This window comes from Candidatus Thiodiazotropha sp. CDECU1, from assembly GCF_963455295.1.
Taxonomy (GTDB): Bacteria; Pseudomonadota; Gammaproteobacteria; order Chromatiales; family Chromatiaceae; genus Thiodiazotropha.
On the sequence record NZ_OY734020.1, the window covers coordinates 43,492 to 59,095 of the forward strand.

Genomic DNA, 15,604 nt, shown 5'->3' on the forward strand with positions numbered 1-15,604 from the left:
GCGCATCTCTGGTGCAAGGCATTAAGTTATGTTCATAAACCATGCATGACGCTTCTGGGAGCGTTTTAAGTATAAGTCCAAATTTAACTAATTTCCTTTTAATACAGTGGGTTGTAAATGTTGGCACGAAGTCTGAAGAGACAGCTGTAGTTTCACCTCGTCCAGCGATGGGTCGAGTTAACTGTTTAACCCATGTTTCTATTCTATTAAGAGGAAGTATAACGATGAAGATGAACCGTCTTGCCCTGGCATGTGGCGCTGCAATGCTTGGACTATCGTCCATTGCTGCGGCAGAAGTCAGCACTAATATCGGTGTCACCAGCAACTACATCTGGCGCGGTTTGACCCAGACCGGCAATACCACTGCACTCTCCGGTGGATTCGATTGGTCTGGCGAGACTGGTTTATATGCCGGTACCTGGCTGTCGGAGGCCTGGGATGACTATGAACTCGACCTGTATGGCGGCTACGCCGGTGAAATGGGTGACTTCGGCTACGATGTGGGCCTGATCTACTACACCTATTCAGCCGATGCGGAATCCAACTTCCTCGAGCTTGCTGTCGGCGGCAGCTGGCAGTTTCTCTCCGCCGGTCTCAACTATGTGGTCTCTGCGGAGGATGCGGTTGAGGTTGTGGAGGAGGACCTCTACTACTACCTGGGCGCCAGCTTTGACCTGCCGCAGGACTTTTCCCTCGGTGTGACCGTCGGTTTCGTCGAGCCTGATGGTGATGGCGATGACGATTTTGAGGACTACACCCACTATCAGGTTGACCTCAGCAAGGCCGTTGGCGATTTCGGTGATGTCACATTGAGTCTCTCTGACACCGACCTCGATGACACCGATGCCGCCGGTGAAGATTCCGATATGCGTTTCTTCCTCTCTTGGAGCAAGGGCTTCTGAGACAGGTCGCCTTGACTTAACTATTTGAAGATGTACAGCCCGTTCTGTAACGGGCTGAACGAGGAGTAATCACATGAAAATGGTTTCAGCAATCATTAAGCCGTTCAAGCTTGATGATGTCCGCGAAGCTTTGTCGGAAGTGGGTGTGGCAGGTATCACGGTAACCGAAGTCAAAGGTTTCGGTCGTCAGAAGGGTCACACAGAACTCTACCGCGGTGCAGAGTACGTGGTCGATTTCCTACCCAAGATCAAGGTCGAGATTGCCATCGATGACGACATTGTCGATCAGGTCGTGGAAGCGATATCAAGTGCCGCCAAGACCGGCAAGATTGGTGACGGCAAGATCTTCGTCACTTCCGTAGAACAGGTCGTTCGTGTGCGTACCGGTGAAACCGGTCCCGAAGCGCTGTAACTCACTAGCAACATTTATTTGGAGAGTATCGTGGAAGCGATTACACAACTTAGCTACGCATTGGATACCTTCTATTTTTTGGTATCCGGCGCGCTTGTCATGTGGATGGCAGCTGGTTTTGCCATGCTCGAGGCCGGTTTGGTCCGAGCTAAGAATACCGCTGAAATCCTGACCAAAAACGTCGCCCTGTTCGCAGTCGCCTGCATTATGTACATGTTGATGGGATACAACATCATGTACCCGGCTGATGGCAACGGCATATTTCCGGCACTCGATCTGAGCTTCATGTTCGGTGGCGATAACAGTGTGGAAGATGTACTGGCCAGTAACGGAGATACCTACTACTCCGGCATGTCAGACTTCTTCTTCCAGGTGGTGTTCGTCGCCACTGCCATGTCCATCGTCTCCGGTGCCGTGGCAGAGCGGATGAAGCTCTGGGCATTCCTGTTCTTTGCGGTGGTGATGACCGGTGTCATCTATCCTATGCAGGGTTACTGGAAATGGGGTGGCGGTTTTCTGGACGCCGCTGGTTTCAGCGATTTCGCCGGATCCGGTGTGGTCCACTTGTGTGGCGCCTCGGCAGCCCTGGCAGGTGTCATTCTGCTCGGTGCACGTAAAGGGAAATACACGGCAGACGGCCGCATAAACGCTATCCCCGGCGCAAATCTGCCGCTGGCCACACTGGGTACCTTTATCCTTTGGCTGGGCTGGTTCGGATTCAACGGTGGTTCTGAGCTGAAGGTCTCCGATATCGGTGAGGCCAATGCTGTGGCGGCAGTCTTTGTCAACACCAACGCAGCCGCTGCCGGCGGTGTGGTGGCGGCACTGCTGACCGCCCGCGCCCTGTTTGGTAAGGCGGATCTGACCATGGCCCTGAATGGCGCCCTGGCTGGTCTAGTGGCAATCACTGCGGAACCGCTGACGCCCACCCCGCTGGAAGCGACCTTGATCGGTGCCGTAGGCGGCCTGCTGGTGGTCTTCTCCATTATCGTCATGGACAAGATCAAGATCGACGACCCGGTCGGTGCTATTTCGGTACACGGTGTGGTCGGTATGTGGGGCCTGATCGCCGTACCTTTGACCAACGGTGATGCTTCGATTGGACCGCAGTTACTCGGTTTGGGAGTAATCTTCGCCTGGACGTTCGTCGCCAGCTTCGTAGTTTGGCTGATCCTTAAGATTGTGATGGGTATTAGGGTTAGTGAAGAGGAAGAGTACGAAGGCGTCGATCTCGGTGAGTGTGGATTGGAAGCCTATCCTGAATTCACCGGTAACCGAGGTTCAGGCCTGTAATATATCTGTTGGATGATCCTCCCTTTAAGGGCGCTTCGGCGCCCTTTTTTTTGGGGGTCGTTTTTTCAATATATTCAGCTCTAAAGTATTGGGGTGAATTGAGCGACATGTTCTTGTCTGTGCAAACCAGATTATTTTCAGTACGAGATGAGTCGTCTTTCAGGTAGACTGATATAGCCTTATACAGAACAGATGTCAGTGATGAATATGCAAGGAGCTACCTTATGCCGGAGTTGAAAAAAAGATTGCGAGATCACTACCCGCTGGTTCTGCTTTTTCTTCTTTTGATAATCACTTTCCAACTCCATGCAGGGGTCTATAAATGGGTGGACGACAAGGGCCGAGTGCACTTTAGTGACAGGCCGGTGACGGGTCAATCCGAGGAGGTAAATATCAAACAGCAGGAAGCGGCTCAACCATCGGCCGGTCAACACGACAGGAAGTTAAAGATGCAGCGCATGCTGGATGTCTATCAAGAGGAGCGGGCGGAGAAGAAAGAGGCAAGGCAGAAGCAACAGGCTGAACGGAAAAAGCGCAAGCAGAACTGCGCACGGGCGAAAGACCGCTACAACTCACATGTTCGGGCGAGAGGTATCTATGATCTGAACAAGGAGGGCGAACGGCAATATCTGAGTGAAGCAGAACGGGCGCGGCATATGAAAAGATTGAAGTCCGATATTGCCCGATGGTGCAATTGAGGCAACGCCTAATCTACATATAGTTGATTTCAGCTTCACTGACTATCTGGTTTCTACCCGACTCCTTGGCCTGATAGAGCGCCTGGTCCGCGCGCTCGAGAAGGGTTTCCGGGCTCTCTCCCTGGCGAAAGCTGGCGGCACCCACGGATATGGTCACCTTTGGAAGCTTCTCCTTGGTACTGCGTTTCACCAAGATCAGATTGGCGACCGACTGATGGATCGATTGGGCAATATCCATAGCATTGAAGATATCAGTTTCAGGCAGCAGTACAGTAAACTCCTCGCCGCCATAACGGGCGGGAAAGTCCACCTCTCGCACCTTGTCTCTCAGAGTCAGCCCGACGCGGCGAATCACCTCGTCACCGATAACATGGCCGAAATTGTCATTGAACCGTTTAAAATGGTCGATATCGAGCATCAGAATCGAGAAGGGGGTCTCTGCCTCATCGTATGTCTCGACCAATTCATGCATGCGTTTGTTGAGGGCACGGCGATTGAACAGTCCTGTCAATGGGTCGGTGGAAATTTCATCGCGAAGTTTCTTGACTTCAGACTGTAGTGACAGACTCTTTTGTTCAACCGATTGAAGGTTGCTGTGCAACTTACGGTTGTTATCCATCGCTTGGGTAGTGGCATGCATCAGGGTTTGGGCTATGCCACGCAGGTCTTCAAGGCTCGGGTTGGCCTCCAGGGCATGACTCTGTTTTTGCAGTGTCTGACTAAAGATGTCTGTATGGCTGCAGTTGTTTGTTACGCCTTCAAGCACCTTGAAGAGCAGGTTGTGGAGATCCGCCAGATGATCGTCCAGCTTGTCACTATCCTCACCCTTCAGACAATGGTTTTCAAATAGATGGAGCAGAAAGTGGCTGTCCAGACCGCCGGCCTTCTTTAACTGAATATCGATTTCTTGAGTTAATTCGCCATGTCGCTGTGTGACATACTCGTAAGCGACATGATAGCAAACGGGTACGATGGGTATATTGTAACGTGTCAGCAGTTCCATCGCCTTGGTATGCCATTGATTGGTCTCATTCCCTGTATCCAACCTGAAGCAGTGTGGATTGAGCATGTTCTGTCTGAATTTGTCCTTGTTGGTCGGTTAAGTTTTTGTTCCAGATCTTTTGTTTTATTCATTTACGACCGGAATCGCTTAATCTTTAGGAATTTAAGGCGGGCAGATCAGGGTAGAGGCACTAAAAAAGGGGCGTTTAGCCCCTTTATATGGTTTGAATGTTGAGTGTCGATGCTAGTGCACACTACCGAAGGAGAGATCCAATGAGTAGGGTGGCAGAGGGATACCGGCAATCTTACAGGCCTGTACCACAGGGCCCCTGGGAAACAGGGAATAGAGATATTTCTTTCCGCCTCGATCCTTGACTTGCGTGGTCATCGCTTTGAGCACCAGTCTGGCGCTGCATGTGGCTCCATTCTCTTCACAATGGCGACGCAGGAAGTGGATCATCTCCCAGTGGGCATCGGTCAATTCAATATTCTCCTCCGTAGCCAGGGCAAGTGCCTGTTCTTCCGTCCAATCTTCGAAACCTTCCGGTGTGTTGCTGTTCTCGACAGCCATTGGGTTCATATCTGGCATGGTCGTCTCCAGTGGTGATGGTCGTTCGTTGTAGATTTATCTTTTATAGTTTTAAGGGCTCATTTGAACCCATGCATTAAAAAGATAGATCAGTTTTTGGGAAAAACCAAGAAAATTAGTAGGTCTTATGCCTGGGCGGTTTTCTGGATCACTAAACTGGCGACAAAAGGGATTGATTTAGCTACTATCAGTGGGCCTGTCAACAGGCCCTAACTCAATTTTCTTATGGATTTTCCGCAGCTTATGTCAAAAACATCCCCATTTGTCCTGGTCGATGGCTCCTCCTACCTGTTTCGTGCCTATCACGTTCTGCAAGTGACTCAGGATCTAAAGAACTCAAAGGGTGAGCCAACTGGGGCCATCCTCGGCGTTGTGAATATGCTGCGTCGTCTGGTGAACGACTATCAGCCTGAACATATCGCTGTGGTGTTCGATGCCCCAGGCGGGAGTTTTCGCAACCAGATTTATAAGGAGTACAAGGCAAATCGTCCCCCCATGCCGGAGGACCTCAGGGTGCAGATCGAACCACTACACGACATCATCCGTGCCATGGGGCTGCCCCTGTTGATGGTGGAGGGCGTGGAGGCGGATGACGTTATCGGTACCTTGGCTCACCAGGCCACCGAATTGGGGATCGAGACCCTCATCTCAACAGGCGACAAGGATATGGCTCAACTGGTGAATGAGCATGTAACCCTGATCAATACTATGTCTGAAACGACCACAGATATGGATGGTGTGATTGAAAAGTTCGGTGTCAGGCCGGACCAGATCATCGACTACCTTGCCTTGGTGGGTGATCCAGTGGACAACATTCCGGGGGTGCCCAAGTGTGGGCCCAAGACAGCGGCAAAGTGGCTTAGCGCCTATGACACATTGGATAATCTGATCTCCCATGCCGGAGAGATAAAGGGGAAGATCGGTGAAAATCTGCGCGCTAGTCTCGAACAATTGCCTCTCTCGCGTGAGTTAACGACAATCAAGCTCGATGTGGATTTGCAAATGGGACCTACCGACTATCGAACGATGGAACAGGATAGCGAGGCCTTACGTCGCCACTACGAGTGGATGGAGTCGAATCGCCTGCTCGCGAGCCTGGGTGAGGAGGGAGGACGTGATGAGGGGGAGGCGGCGAGACAAATATCTGGCAATTATGAAACGGTATTGAGTGAAGAGGCCCTGGAGCAGTGGCTAGATAGGCTTAGTGCCAGCGATCTGTTCGCCTTCGATACTGAAACCACAAGTCTTGACTATATGCAGGCGGAACTGGTCGGGGTCTCATTTTCCGTGACCCCTGGTGAGGCTGCCTATGTACCGGTTGGCCATGACTATCCTGGGGCGCCCAAGCAACTGCCGCGTGAGTTGGTACTCACTAACTTAAAGCCGCTTTTAGAGAATCCTAAGCTGAAAAAGGTTGGTCAGAACTTGAAATATGATATGAGCGTGCTGGCCCGTTACGGCATCGAAATGCAGGGAATTGCATACGACACCATGCTCGAGTCCTATGTCCTCGATTCCACGGCTACCCGTCATGACATGGACTCCCTGGCAAAGCGCTATTTACAGCATGAAACCATCCACTTTGAGACCATTGCCGGCAAGGGAAAGAAGCAGCTGACCTTTAATCAGATCGAGCTTGATTTGGCCGCCCCATATGCGGCTGAAGATGCGGATGTTACCCTTCGACTGCATGAGTATTTCTGGCCAAAGTTCGAAAGTGAGCCCTTACTTAAAACTCTATTGGAAGAGCTCGAGGTGGCATTGATACCGGTGTTATCGAGGATGGAACGGCATGGCGTGACAATCGACGGCGCTATGCTGAGGCAGCAGAGTGATGAATTGGCCAAGAGTATGCACCAGCTGGAACAACAGGCCTATGCACTCGCCGGTCACAATTTCAACCTGGGTTCACCGAAACAGATCGGTGAAATCTTCTTCACTGAGCTTGGGCTTCCAGTGATATCCAAGACCCCCAAGGGGGCCCCGTCCACAGCGGAATCGGTGTTGGTGGAGTTGGCGGAGCAGGGGCACGAACTACCTGCAGTGATTCTGGAACATCGGGGTCTCTCCAAGCTCAAATCGACCTATACGGACAAACTGCCTGAGATGGTGAATCCTGACACCGGCCGGGTGCATACCTCATACCATCAGGCAGTGGCGGCAACGGGGCGACTCTCGTCCACTGATCCCAACCTGCAGAACATTCCGGTACGTACAGAGGCGGGCAGGCGTATTCGTCAGGCATTCGTGCCCCAACCCGGGTGGCGGATGCTGGCTGCGGACTACTCCCAGATAGAATTGAGGATCATGGCCCACCTCTCTGAAGACGAGGGACTCTTGCGGGCCTTTCAGGAAGGTAAGGATATCCATCGTGCCACGGCGGCAGAGGTCTTCGAAGAGCCATTGGAACGAGTGACAGCGGAGCAGCGACGCTCGGCAAAGGCGATCAATTTCGGCCTGATCTATGGCATGTCGGCTTTTGGTCTGGCGCGTCAGCTGGGCATAGAGAGAAGCGCGGCCCAGGACTATGTGGATCTCTACTTCAAGCGTTATCCCGGGGTCCAGGCGTTCATGGACCGGACCCGTGAATTGGCCCATGAGCAGGGCTATGTGGAGACCATCTTCGGGCGTCGCCTCTACCTGCCCGAGATCAATGCGAAAAACCATCAGCGCAGGGCGGCCGCTGAGCGCACGGCGATCAATGCACCCATGCAGGGCAGTGCGGCGGATATCATCAAACGGGCCATGCTGGCGGTGGATGGCTGGATTGAGGCCAGTGCCCCACCTGCACAACTTTTGATGCAGGTTCACGATGAGCTGGTGCTGGAGGTTGAGCCGTCGTATGTTGCTGATGCAAAAGAGATTATTTCGAATTATATGGAACAGGCAGCTAGTTTGTCAGTGCCCTTGCTGGTGGATTTGGGCGTTGGTGACAATTGGGATGAGGCGCATTGAACTTTATCCAATTCTTCCAGTCTATCTCCCTGTAAGTCGTACGACACGGGTCGCTATTCCTCCCTTTGCGACCCACCCTTCCCGGGGACCCCATCCGGGAAGATCCGGCCCCGTCAGTCTCTCCCCTTAGGCTGATGGGGCTTTCTTTTTAAAGTTTTAAAGGGGGACAGACCACGGTTTCCAACCCCGTCGGAGTTCGCTAAAATCGTGGTCTGTCCCCAGTTTACAGTTTATGCTTCCAGTTCGAACCAGAGATCCAGCACTCTGTGGCACTCGTCAATGCCCTGTTTCTTCAGTGCGGAGAAGCGTTGAACGGTGATTTCGGGGCGGTCGGAAAGGCTCTTTTGCACCTTCAATAGTGTGTTTTTCGCAGCGCCGGTCTTGAGCTTGTCTGCCTTGGTCAGGAGGATGTGTGTCGGCAACCCATGGTGGGTGTTCCATTGCAGCATCTGCAGGTCGAAATCTGTCAGTGGGTGACGGATATCCATCAATAGAACCAATCCCAGCAGACACTGTCGCTGCTCGATGTAATCGGCAAGGGTCTCTTGCCACTTCCGTTTGATCGATTCAGCGACCTTGGCGTAACCATATCCAGGCAGGTCTACCAGGCGACGTTCCCCATCCAGTGAAAAGAAATTCAGGAGTTGGGTCCTGCCTGGAGTTTTACTGGTTCGTGCCAGAGATTTCTGGTTACACAAGGTATTCAGGGCGCTCGATTTGCCCGCATTGGAGCGGCCGGCAAAGGCCACCTCGAAACCGCTGTCAGGGGGTGCTAGGGATAGACTGGCCGCGCTTTTTAAAAATTCGGCCCTGTGATAATAGGGATTCATTGCATTTCTTTGATAAAACCGGAAATGCCATGAACCCTATGTCAGGCTGTAGCTCGGGTCAACTGCCCCAGAGTCTTTTAATCCAGGATTTCTTGCCTAACCTGGGTTGAGCGCCGGCCTTGATAAAGAAACTGCTGTACTGCATATCCTCTTCCATGATGTGTTTGGTCAGCCAGGTTTTTAGAAAATGCATCAATTCAAAACCGATGGCGGTCCTACCGGTTGCCACTTTCTCCTGCAGGTCAGCTACGGACTGCAGCAATTCCTCATGAATCTCTTTGTGACCTTCATAATCTGGATAGTTGAGGATCCGCATCAAGCTCTCTTCCACGGCGAAATGGATACGGGTGTAATCGGCCAGATCACCCAGAATGCCCTTTACAACATCGCTGCCATGGCGTTGGTGAATGGCTTCATGCATCTTGTTGACGAGACTCACCAGCATCTTGTGCTGCTCGTCAATTTCTTCAATGCCGACACTGAGTGCGTCGGACCATTCTACGAATTTACTCATAACTACTTCCCTAGTTAGGCCTGCATCGTAATGTTAAAGCTGTCAACATAACATGTAAGCATTGTGACAGGGATCACGCTGCCGTACAACATAAGGGCGGCAGGGACTGATGTAACTTTAGTCGATTAGTTTCCAATCTCCCGACTTTCCTCCGCTCTTTTCCATCAGCCGTATGTCACTGATTAGCATGCCTCTATCCACAGCCTTACACATATCATAGATGGTCAAGAGGGTGATCTGGGTAGCACATAGGGCCTCTATTTCGACCCCAGTCTGTCCCACTGTTTCCACATGAGTGCGGCAACTAATCGAGTTGTCACTCTCTTCAGGTAACAGATCGATCTCTACCTTGGTCAGGGAGAGGGGATGGCAAAGGGGGATCAACTCGGGTGCCCTTTTAGCAGCCATGATGCCGGCAATACGTGCAACTCCGAGCACGTCCCCCTTTTTATGGGTGCCTTGCAGGATCATACGCAGGGTTTCAGGCTGCATGGTGATTCGGCCCTCGGAGATGGCCCTGCGTTTGCTCGAAGCTTTGTCTCCCACATTGACCATGTGTGCTTCGCCGGCGGCATTGAAGTGGGTGAAATCGGCCATGTATGCTCCTTTTGTCTTAGCCAGCAGACCGGGGCCTGATAGCGGCGCTAATACCCGGCATCACGTTCTATCTGTTTTGAGACCTCACGTGCTTCAAAGGTCATACTCTTCAGGTCAGCAATGACATAGGTTGCCTGTGATTTACCGACACCGCCAATAGTACCAGGATTGACCAAATGGGTGAGTTTGCCCTTGATGTTCACCAACTGCTCGATTTTTAAATTATGGCTGTGTCCGCAGCAGACCAGATCCCAGTCCCCGGTTGCAGCCATGGCGCGGGCATAGTGGGGATAGTGGACCAGAAAGATGTTGCGTCCCGCCAATTCGACCCCGGCATCCATGCCGTGGTAGTGGATATTGTTCTCATCCCGGCTGGCGAGCCGTCCCAAGGTATAGAGATCACCCGTATTGTTGCCATGTATCACATGTACCGGCAGATCATACTTGTCGAGGCAGTGTAGTGTGCTGGGAGCGACAACATCCCCACAATGCAGAACTGCCTCGACACCCTCGGCTTTCGCCGACTCGACGGCTGCATCCAATAGTGGAATATGATCGTGGCTGTCAGAGAGTATGCAGATCTTCATCGGATGCTGGTCACTCGCTGTGGCATTGAACGGCACAGAGTTTGAGATGCAGGGGAGTATAGCTGGCCATGCTGGATAAGGTTTTAGAAGTTTGGTTTTTCCGGTGCGTCCTTATACATCTGCACAGAGTTACTGACCTCGGCTTTCGCGGCTTCTACACCCTCCCAGCCCTTGACTCGTACCCATTTGCCATCGTCCAGATCCTTGTAGTGCTCAAAGAAATGGGCAATTCGTTCCATCAATTCAGAGGGCATGTCATCCAATGAGTTGACATGGGTCCAGCGGCTTGAAACATCGTTGGTGGGAACGGCCACGACCTTGGCATCATCCCCTGATTCATCGGTCATTTTCAAGACCGCTACCGGGCGACAGCGGATCACCGAACCAGGTATCAGTGGGAAAGCAGTAGGTACCATCACATCACAGGGGTCTCCATCGTCCGAAAGAGTGTGTGGGATATAACCGTAGTTGGCCGGATAGTGCATGGCCGTGCGCAGGATGCGGTCGACAAACATTGCACCTGTCTCCTTGTCCACCTCATATTTGACTGGATCGGCGTTAGACGGAATTTCGATAATGACATTGATTTCATCAGGAATATGTTTTCCTGAAGAGACTCGGTCCAGATTCATAGTTGAGACCCTTGCAGTTGAACTAGCTGGTTAGTTCCGGCAGGCAGGCCGGAAATCGTGTGAGGTGTGAAGATTACGGATAACCTTGGCGGGTGTCTAGCCCAAAGCCATTGCATTATCGATAATATTCAGCACTGTAATCCATAGTAGAAATGTGGATTTATTCCCGCCATGACCCAGTTTGATATTATCGGAAAGGATGATGAAGGACGATTGGGCCGGATAAGGGCCGATAAAAAAGGGGAGCCGAAGCTCCCCTCTTCCGGTTGCGATGCAGCTACTTTAAAGAATAGGCACAATCAGCAGGGCAACGATGTTGATGATCTTGATCAGTGGATTGACCGCGGGGCCTGCTGTATCCTTGTAGGGGTCGCCTACAGTATCACCGGTAACCGCAGCCTTATGGGCATCAGAGCCCTTGCCGCCATGGTTGCCGTCTTCGATATACTTCTTGGCATTATCCCAGGCACCGCCGCCTGCGGTCATGGAGATGGCCACGAACAGGCCGGTGACGATGGTGCCGATCAGCAGGCCACCCAGGGCCTTGGCGCCGGCGTCACCACCCATCAACCATCCGACTCCCAGGGCCACTACGATCGGCATCAATACCGGAAGCAGGGATGGGATGATCATCTCCTTGATCGCGGCCTTGGTCAGCATGTCGACGGCACGCCCGTAGTCCGGTTTTTCACTGTGGTCCATGATGCCGGGTTTTTCCCGGAACTGGCGGCGCACTTCATTGACGATACCACCAGCGGCATTACCCACCGCTTCCATGGCCATGGAGCCGAACAGGTAGGGTACGAGACCACCGATGAACAGGCCGATCAATACCGCGGGATCGGACAGCTCAAAGCTGATCGTCTTGCCCGACTGCTCCAGGGTGTGGGTGAAGTCAGCGAACAGCACCAGTGCGGCCAGTCCGGCTGAACCGATGGCATAGCCCTTGGTGACAGCCTTGGTGGTGTTGCCCACCGCGTCCAGCGGATCGGTGATGTTGCGGATTTTCTCATCCAACTCGGCCATCTCGGCAATGCCGCCTGCGTTATCCGTGATCGGGCCATAGGCGTCGAGGGCGACGATGATACCGGTCATGGAGAGCATGGCGGTAGCGGCAATGGCGATGCCATACAGACCGGCAAGGTCATATGATCCCCAGATCGCGGCACACACCGCCAGCACGGGAGCGGCGGTGGATTTCATGGAGATACCCAGGCCGGCGATGACATTGGTGCCGTCACCGGTTGTGGAGGCCTTTGCGATGGCGCGTACCGGCGCGTACTCGGTGGAGGTGTAGTACTCGGTGATCACCACCATCACGGCGGTCAGGACCAGTCCGATCATGGCAGAACCAAACAGCTGCATGGTATTGAAACCACCCACACCGCTCATCATCGAATCAGTCACGAAATAGAAGGCGATAGCGGCCAATAGGGCAGCAACGATCAGCCCCTTATACAGCGCTGGCATGACATTGGTGTCGCTGTCCTTTGCCTTGACGAAAAAGGTGCCGACAATGGATGCGAGAATCGAGACACCGCCCAACACCAGTGGATAGAGTATCGGGGCTGATCCGGCATCGGCCATCAACAGACCACCAAGCAACATAGTGGCAACCACGGTCACCGCATAGGTCTCAAACAGATCGGCCGCCATACCGGCGCAGTCACCCACGTTATCGCCCACGTTATCGGCGATAACAGCCGGGTTGCGGGGATCATCCTCGGGGATACCGGCCTCGACCTTACCCACGATATCAGCACCCACGTCAGCGCCCTTGGTGAAGATACCGCCGCCGAGTCGGGCGAAGATGGAGATCAGGGATCCGCCAAAGGCCAGACCGATCAGGGGATGAAGGGGATCTTCGACGCCCATGGCCACGAGAATGGCGTAGTAACCCGCCACGCCCAACAGACCCAGGCCAACCACCAGCAGGCCGGTGATTGCACCGCCGCGAAAGGCGATTTGCAGGGCGGCGTTGATGCCCTTGTCGGCTGCCTGGGCAGTGCGTAGATTGGAGCGAACCGAGATGTGCATGCCGACATAGCCGGCAACCCCTGAGAAAACGGCGCCGATGGCGAAGCCAATGGCCGTTGCGGTTCCCAGGAAGTACCAGAGTATGATGCAAAGGATGACACCGACGATGCCGATAGTGGTGTATTGGCGATTGAGATAGGCCTTGGCGCCTTCCTGTATTGCGCCGGCAATCTCACGCATCTTCTCGTTGCCTTCTGGCTGCGCAAGTATCCATTTTACGGACATGAAGCCATAGGCAAGTGCGGCAACCGCACAAGCTAGGGCGAAGATCAGTTCAGTGTTCACTTATACATCCTCCAATGAGACGAAATGGTATCGGTAACAATTCATTTTCACCACCTACAAGCCCTGCTGCAATCCTCATAGGTCCTGGTTTGGTCAGCGGACCATTCTGGCAGGGTTAGGCGCACAAAAAAAGGGGCTTGTTAGGCCCCTTATTGATCTAGATTAAAGTTTGAAGCTATCTAGCTTCTTGGGTACCGCTACACCCTTCATGGTGACATAGTCTGGCATGCCGTTTTCCGTGTAGGGGGGATAGGCCTCTCCCTTGATCAGCGGATAGAGGTACTCCTTGCAGGCGGCGGTAATGCCGAAACCGTCATCGGTGATGAACTCCATGGGCATCATCTTCTCCACGTTAGCCACCTCACTCAGTGGCGCCTCTCCGATGCTCCATTTATAAGGGTTGGATGATTCGCGTACCACGGTGGGCATGATCGAGTTTTTGCCCTCCAAGGCCTTTTCCACCGCCACTTTGCCCAAGGCGTAGGCCTGTTCCACGTCGGAGGCCGAGGCGAGGTGACGGGCGGCACGTTGCAGGTAGTCAGCTACTGCCCAGTGAAATTTGTGGCCCAGGGCATCTTTGATCATGTTGGCGACCACCGGTGCCGCGCCACCCAGTTGGGCATGACCGAATGCATCGCGGGTGCCCTGCTCAGCGAGAAATTTGCCGTCAGGCCAGTGACACCCCTCGGAGACCACGATAGAGCAGTAGCCGAACTCCTTGACCTTGGCATCCACCTGGGCGAGGAATTTCTCCTGGTTGAACTCCACCTCAGGGAAGAGAATCACCACCGGTATGCCGTTGTCTTCCACCAGGCCGCCGGCAGCGGCGATCCAACCCGCATGCCGACCCATGACCTCGATCACGAATATCTTGGTTGAGGTTGCCGCCATTGAGCGAACATCGTAGGAGGCCTCCAGGGTGGATACGGCGATATATTTGGCAACCGAGCCAAATCCTGGGCAGTTGTCGGTGATCGGCAGGTCATTGTCCACGGTCTTGGGTACATGGATCGCCTGAACCGGGAAGCCCATCTTTTCCGAGAGCTGGGAGACCTTGTAGCAGGTATCGGCAGAATCGCCGCCGCCGTTGTAGAAGAAATAGCCGATGTTATGGGCCTTGAAGATCTCGATCAGGCGTTCATATTCTCTTTTGTTTTCTTCCAGGCTCTTCAACTTGAATCGGCAAGACCCGAAACCACCGGAGGGTGTGTGCTTGAGCGCTGCGATGTCTTCAGCCGATTCGGCACCGGTATCGATCAGGTCTTCAGTAAGGGCGCCGATGATGCCATTGCGCCCTGCATAGACGTTGGCAATCTTGTCGGGGTGTTGGCGGGCGGTCTCGATTACTCCGCAGGCGGAGGCGTTGATAACCGCGGTTACCCCGCCCGACTGGGCATAGAAAGCATTTTTAGCAGTCATTTATTTGATCCCCTTTAATTATTGATATCTGTTTAAAAAAATTTGGTTCTAACTCTGTGACCTCTAGTGTGCCTCGTCATAGATTCTGTACCATTCAGCGAGTCAGCAAAGGGCTAGCCGCGCCCCGAAGGAAGTGCCCCTGGGGTGCAAGGCATGACTCGCAGGGAATGGCCGGGTCCTTTCCAAGAGGCATAACGCCGCGGATGGCCCTTTGCTGGCTCGCCCGAAGGGAGCGACCCCAATACGCCAGCTCTGCGTTGTGGCCCTTGTTAAGGGCGCGCCATTGACTGCGAGCCACGCCTTGATCTGGCGCATTGGGGTGGCTCTGAATGGTACAGAATCTATGACGAGGTACACTAGATATCGCCCCTCTCCTTTGCCGCATGATCGGCCTGGGCCTGCAGCAGGGAGACTATGCACTCAGTGAGGTCGTCATATTCGTCGACACCGGTGCCGTACTGTTGATAGCCCCGGTAGAAGAACTGGCAGCGGTAGTTGCGGCTGCCGGTTTTGAAAATAATGAAGTTGCAGCCCTCCTGGTTCCAGTGGATGACAGGACAGCTGGAAAGCTCTCGATCGGAGGGCATCAGGCGTATCTCGGCATCCGCTAGCTGGGTCTCGACCTTGCCACCGTAACGTTCAGTCAGGGTGGTTTCGACGATCCAGTGTTCTGAATCTGTTATATCTGGAATTTCAGGCATGAAGAATACTCTGCATTCGGCCACTACATGAGGCAGAGAAGAATAATCTAATTGTTCTGTTTAGTACATAAAGTCCGTTGACTTTACGGGAAATCTTGGATTAGCTTACCCAAGCTCATAGCTGGCGGCCAATGCAAAACTTGGATGGCGC

General features: G+C 53.2%; 15 protein-coding genes. 5 read left to right on the forward strand and 10 right to left on the reverse strand.

Annotated elements, in window-relative coordinates:
- The first annotated feature begins 224 nt into the window (after positions 1 to 224).
- The 4 genes from R2K28_RS00190 (at position 225) to R2K28_RS00205 (ending at position 3,305) form a co-directional block, all read left to right on the forward strand.
- Positions 225 to 902: a TorF family putative porin gene (locus R2K28_RS00190; RefSeq protein ID WP_316367428.1), complete on the forward strand. Its 678-nt coding sequence runs from the start codon at positions 225 to 227 to the stop codon at positions 900 to 902.
- Positions 903 to 975: 73 nt separating this feature from the next.
- Positions 976 to 1,314, forward strand: a complete 339-nt coding sequence (locus R2K28_RS00195; protein WP_316367429.1) for a P-II family nitrogen regulator — start codon at positions 976 to 978, stop codon at positions 1,312 to 1,314.
- Between the two features lie 30 nt (positions 1,315 to 1,344).
- Positions 1,345 to 2,607 carry an ammonium transporter gene (locus R2K28_RS00200; RefSeq protein WP_316367430.1) on the forward strand — a complete coding sequence of 421 codons (1,263 nt, stop codon included), beginning with the start codon at positions 1,345 to 1,347 and terminating at the stop codon, positions 2,605 to 2,607.
- Positions 2,608 to 2,831: 224 nt separating this feature from the next.
- Complete coding sequence (locus R2K28_RS00205) at positions 2,832 to 3,305, forward strand: DUF4124 domain-containing protein (RefSeq protein WP_316367431.1); 474 nt, start codon at positions 2,832 to 2,834, stop codon at positions 3,303 to 3,305.
- A gap of 13 nt (positions 3,306 to 3,318) precedes the next feature.
- On the opposite strand, the gene R2K28_RS00210 is transcribed toward R2K28_RS00205, so the two are convergent.
- Both R2K28_RS00210 and R2K28_RS00215 read right to left on the reverse strand, forming a co-directional pair.
- A complete protein-coding gene (locus R2K28_RS00210; RefSeq protein WP_316367432.1) occupies positions 3,319 to 4,374 on the reverse strand; it encodes a diguanylate cyclase in 1,056 nt (351 codons plus the stop codon).
- Positions 4,375 to 4,551: 177 nt separating this feature from the next.
- Positions 4,552 to 4,896: a TusE/DsrC/DsvC family sulfur relay protein gene (locus R2K28_RS00215; RefSeq protein ID WP_316367433.1), complete on the reverse strand. Its 345-nt coding sequence runs from the start codon at positions 4,894 to 4,896 to the stop codon at positions 4,552 to 4,554.
- A 243-nt stretch (positions 4,897 to 5,139) separates the two neighbouring features.
- Between R2K28_RS00215 and polA the strand changes: the two genes are divergently transcribed.
- Positions 5,140 to 7,851 carry a DNA polymerase I gene (gene polA / locus R2K28_RS00220; RefSeq protein WP_316367434.1) on the forward strand — a complete coding sequence of 904 codons (2,712 nt, stop codon included), beginning with the start codon at positions 5,140 to 5,142 and terminating at the stop codon, positions 7,849 to 7,851.
- Positions 7,852 to 8,081: 230 nt separating this feature from the next.
- Here the strand turns inward: polA and yihA are convergent, their stop codons facing one another.
- From yihA to R2K28_RS00260, 8 genes are all read right to left on the reverse strand, one after another.
- On the reverse strand, positions 8,082 to 8,681 hold the full coding sequence (yihA, locus tag R2K28_RS00225) for a ribosome biogenesis GTP-binding protein YihA/YsxC (RefSeq protein ID WP_316367435.1): 600 nt from the start codon (positions 8,679 to 8,681) through the stop codon (positions 8,082 to 8,084).
- Between the two features lie 58 nt (positions 8,682 to 8,739).
- Positions 8,740 to 9,195: a bacteriohemerythrin gene (locus R2K28_RS00230; RefSeq protein ID WP_316367436.1), complete on the reverse strand. Its 456-nt coding sequence runs from the start codon at positions 9,193 to 9,195 to the stop codon at positions 8,740 to 8,742.
- 117 nt (positions 9,196 to 9,312) lie between these two features.
- The gene (gene moaC / locus R2K28_RS00235; protein WP_116446146.1) at positions 9,313 to 9,792 is read right to left on the reverse strand and encodes a cyclic pyranopterin monophosphate synthase MoaC; all 480 of its coding nucleotides are present in this window, start codon (positions 9,790 to 9,792) and stop codon (positions 9,313 to 9,315) included.
- 47 nt (positions 9,793 to 9,839) lie between these two features.
- Positions 9,840 to 10,379, reverse strand: a complete 540-nt coding sequence (locus R2K28_RS00240) for a metallophosphoesterase family protein (RefSeq protein ID WP_316367437.1) — start codon at positions 10,377 to 10,379, stop codon at positions 9,840 to 9,842.
- An 83-nt stretch (positions 10,380 to 10,462) separates the two neighbouring features.
- Entirely contained in the window at positions 10,463 to 11,011 is a 549-nt protein-coding gene (gene ppa / locus R2K28_RS00245; protein ID WP_316367438.1) for an inorganic diphosphatase, read from the reverse strand.
- A gap of 282 nt (positions 11,012 to 11,293) precedes the next feature.
- A complete protein-coding gene (locus R2K28_RS00250; protein ID WP_316369797.1) occupies positions 11,294 to 13,273 on the reverse strand; it encodes a sodium-translocating pyrophosphatase in 1,980 nt (659 codons plus the stop codon).
- A 222-nt stretch (positions 13,274 to 13,495) separates the two neighbouring features.
- Positions 13,496 to 14,752 carry a 6-phosphofructokinase gene (locus R2K28_RS00255; RefSeq protein WP_316367439.1) on the reverse strand — a complete coding sequence of 419 codons (1,257 nt, stop codon included), beginning with the start codon at positions 14,750 to 14,752 and terminating at the stop codon, positions 13,496 to 13,498.
- A gap of 356 nt (positions 14,753 to 15,108) precedes the next feature.
- Positions 15,109 to 15,453, reverse strand: a complete 345-nt coding sequence (locus R2K28_RS00260) for a hypothetical protein (protein ID WP_316367440.1) — start codon at positions 15,451 to 15,453, stop codon at positions 15,109 to 15,111.
- Between the last annotated feature and the right edge of the window lie 151 nt (positions 15,454 to 15,604).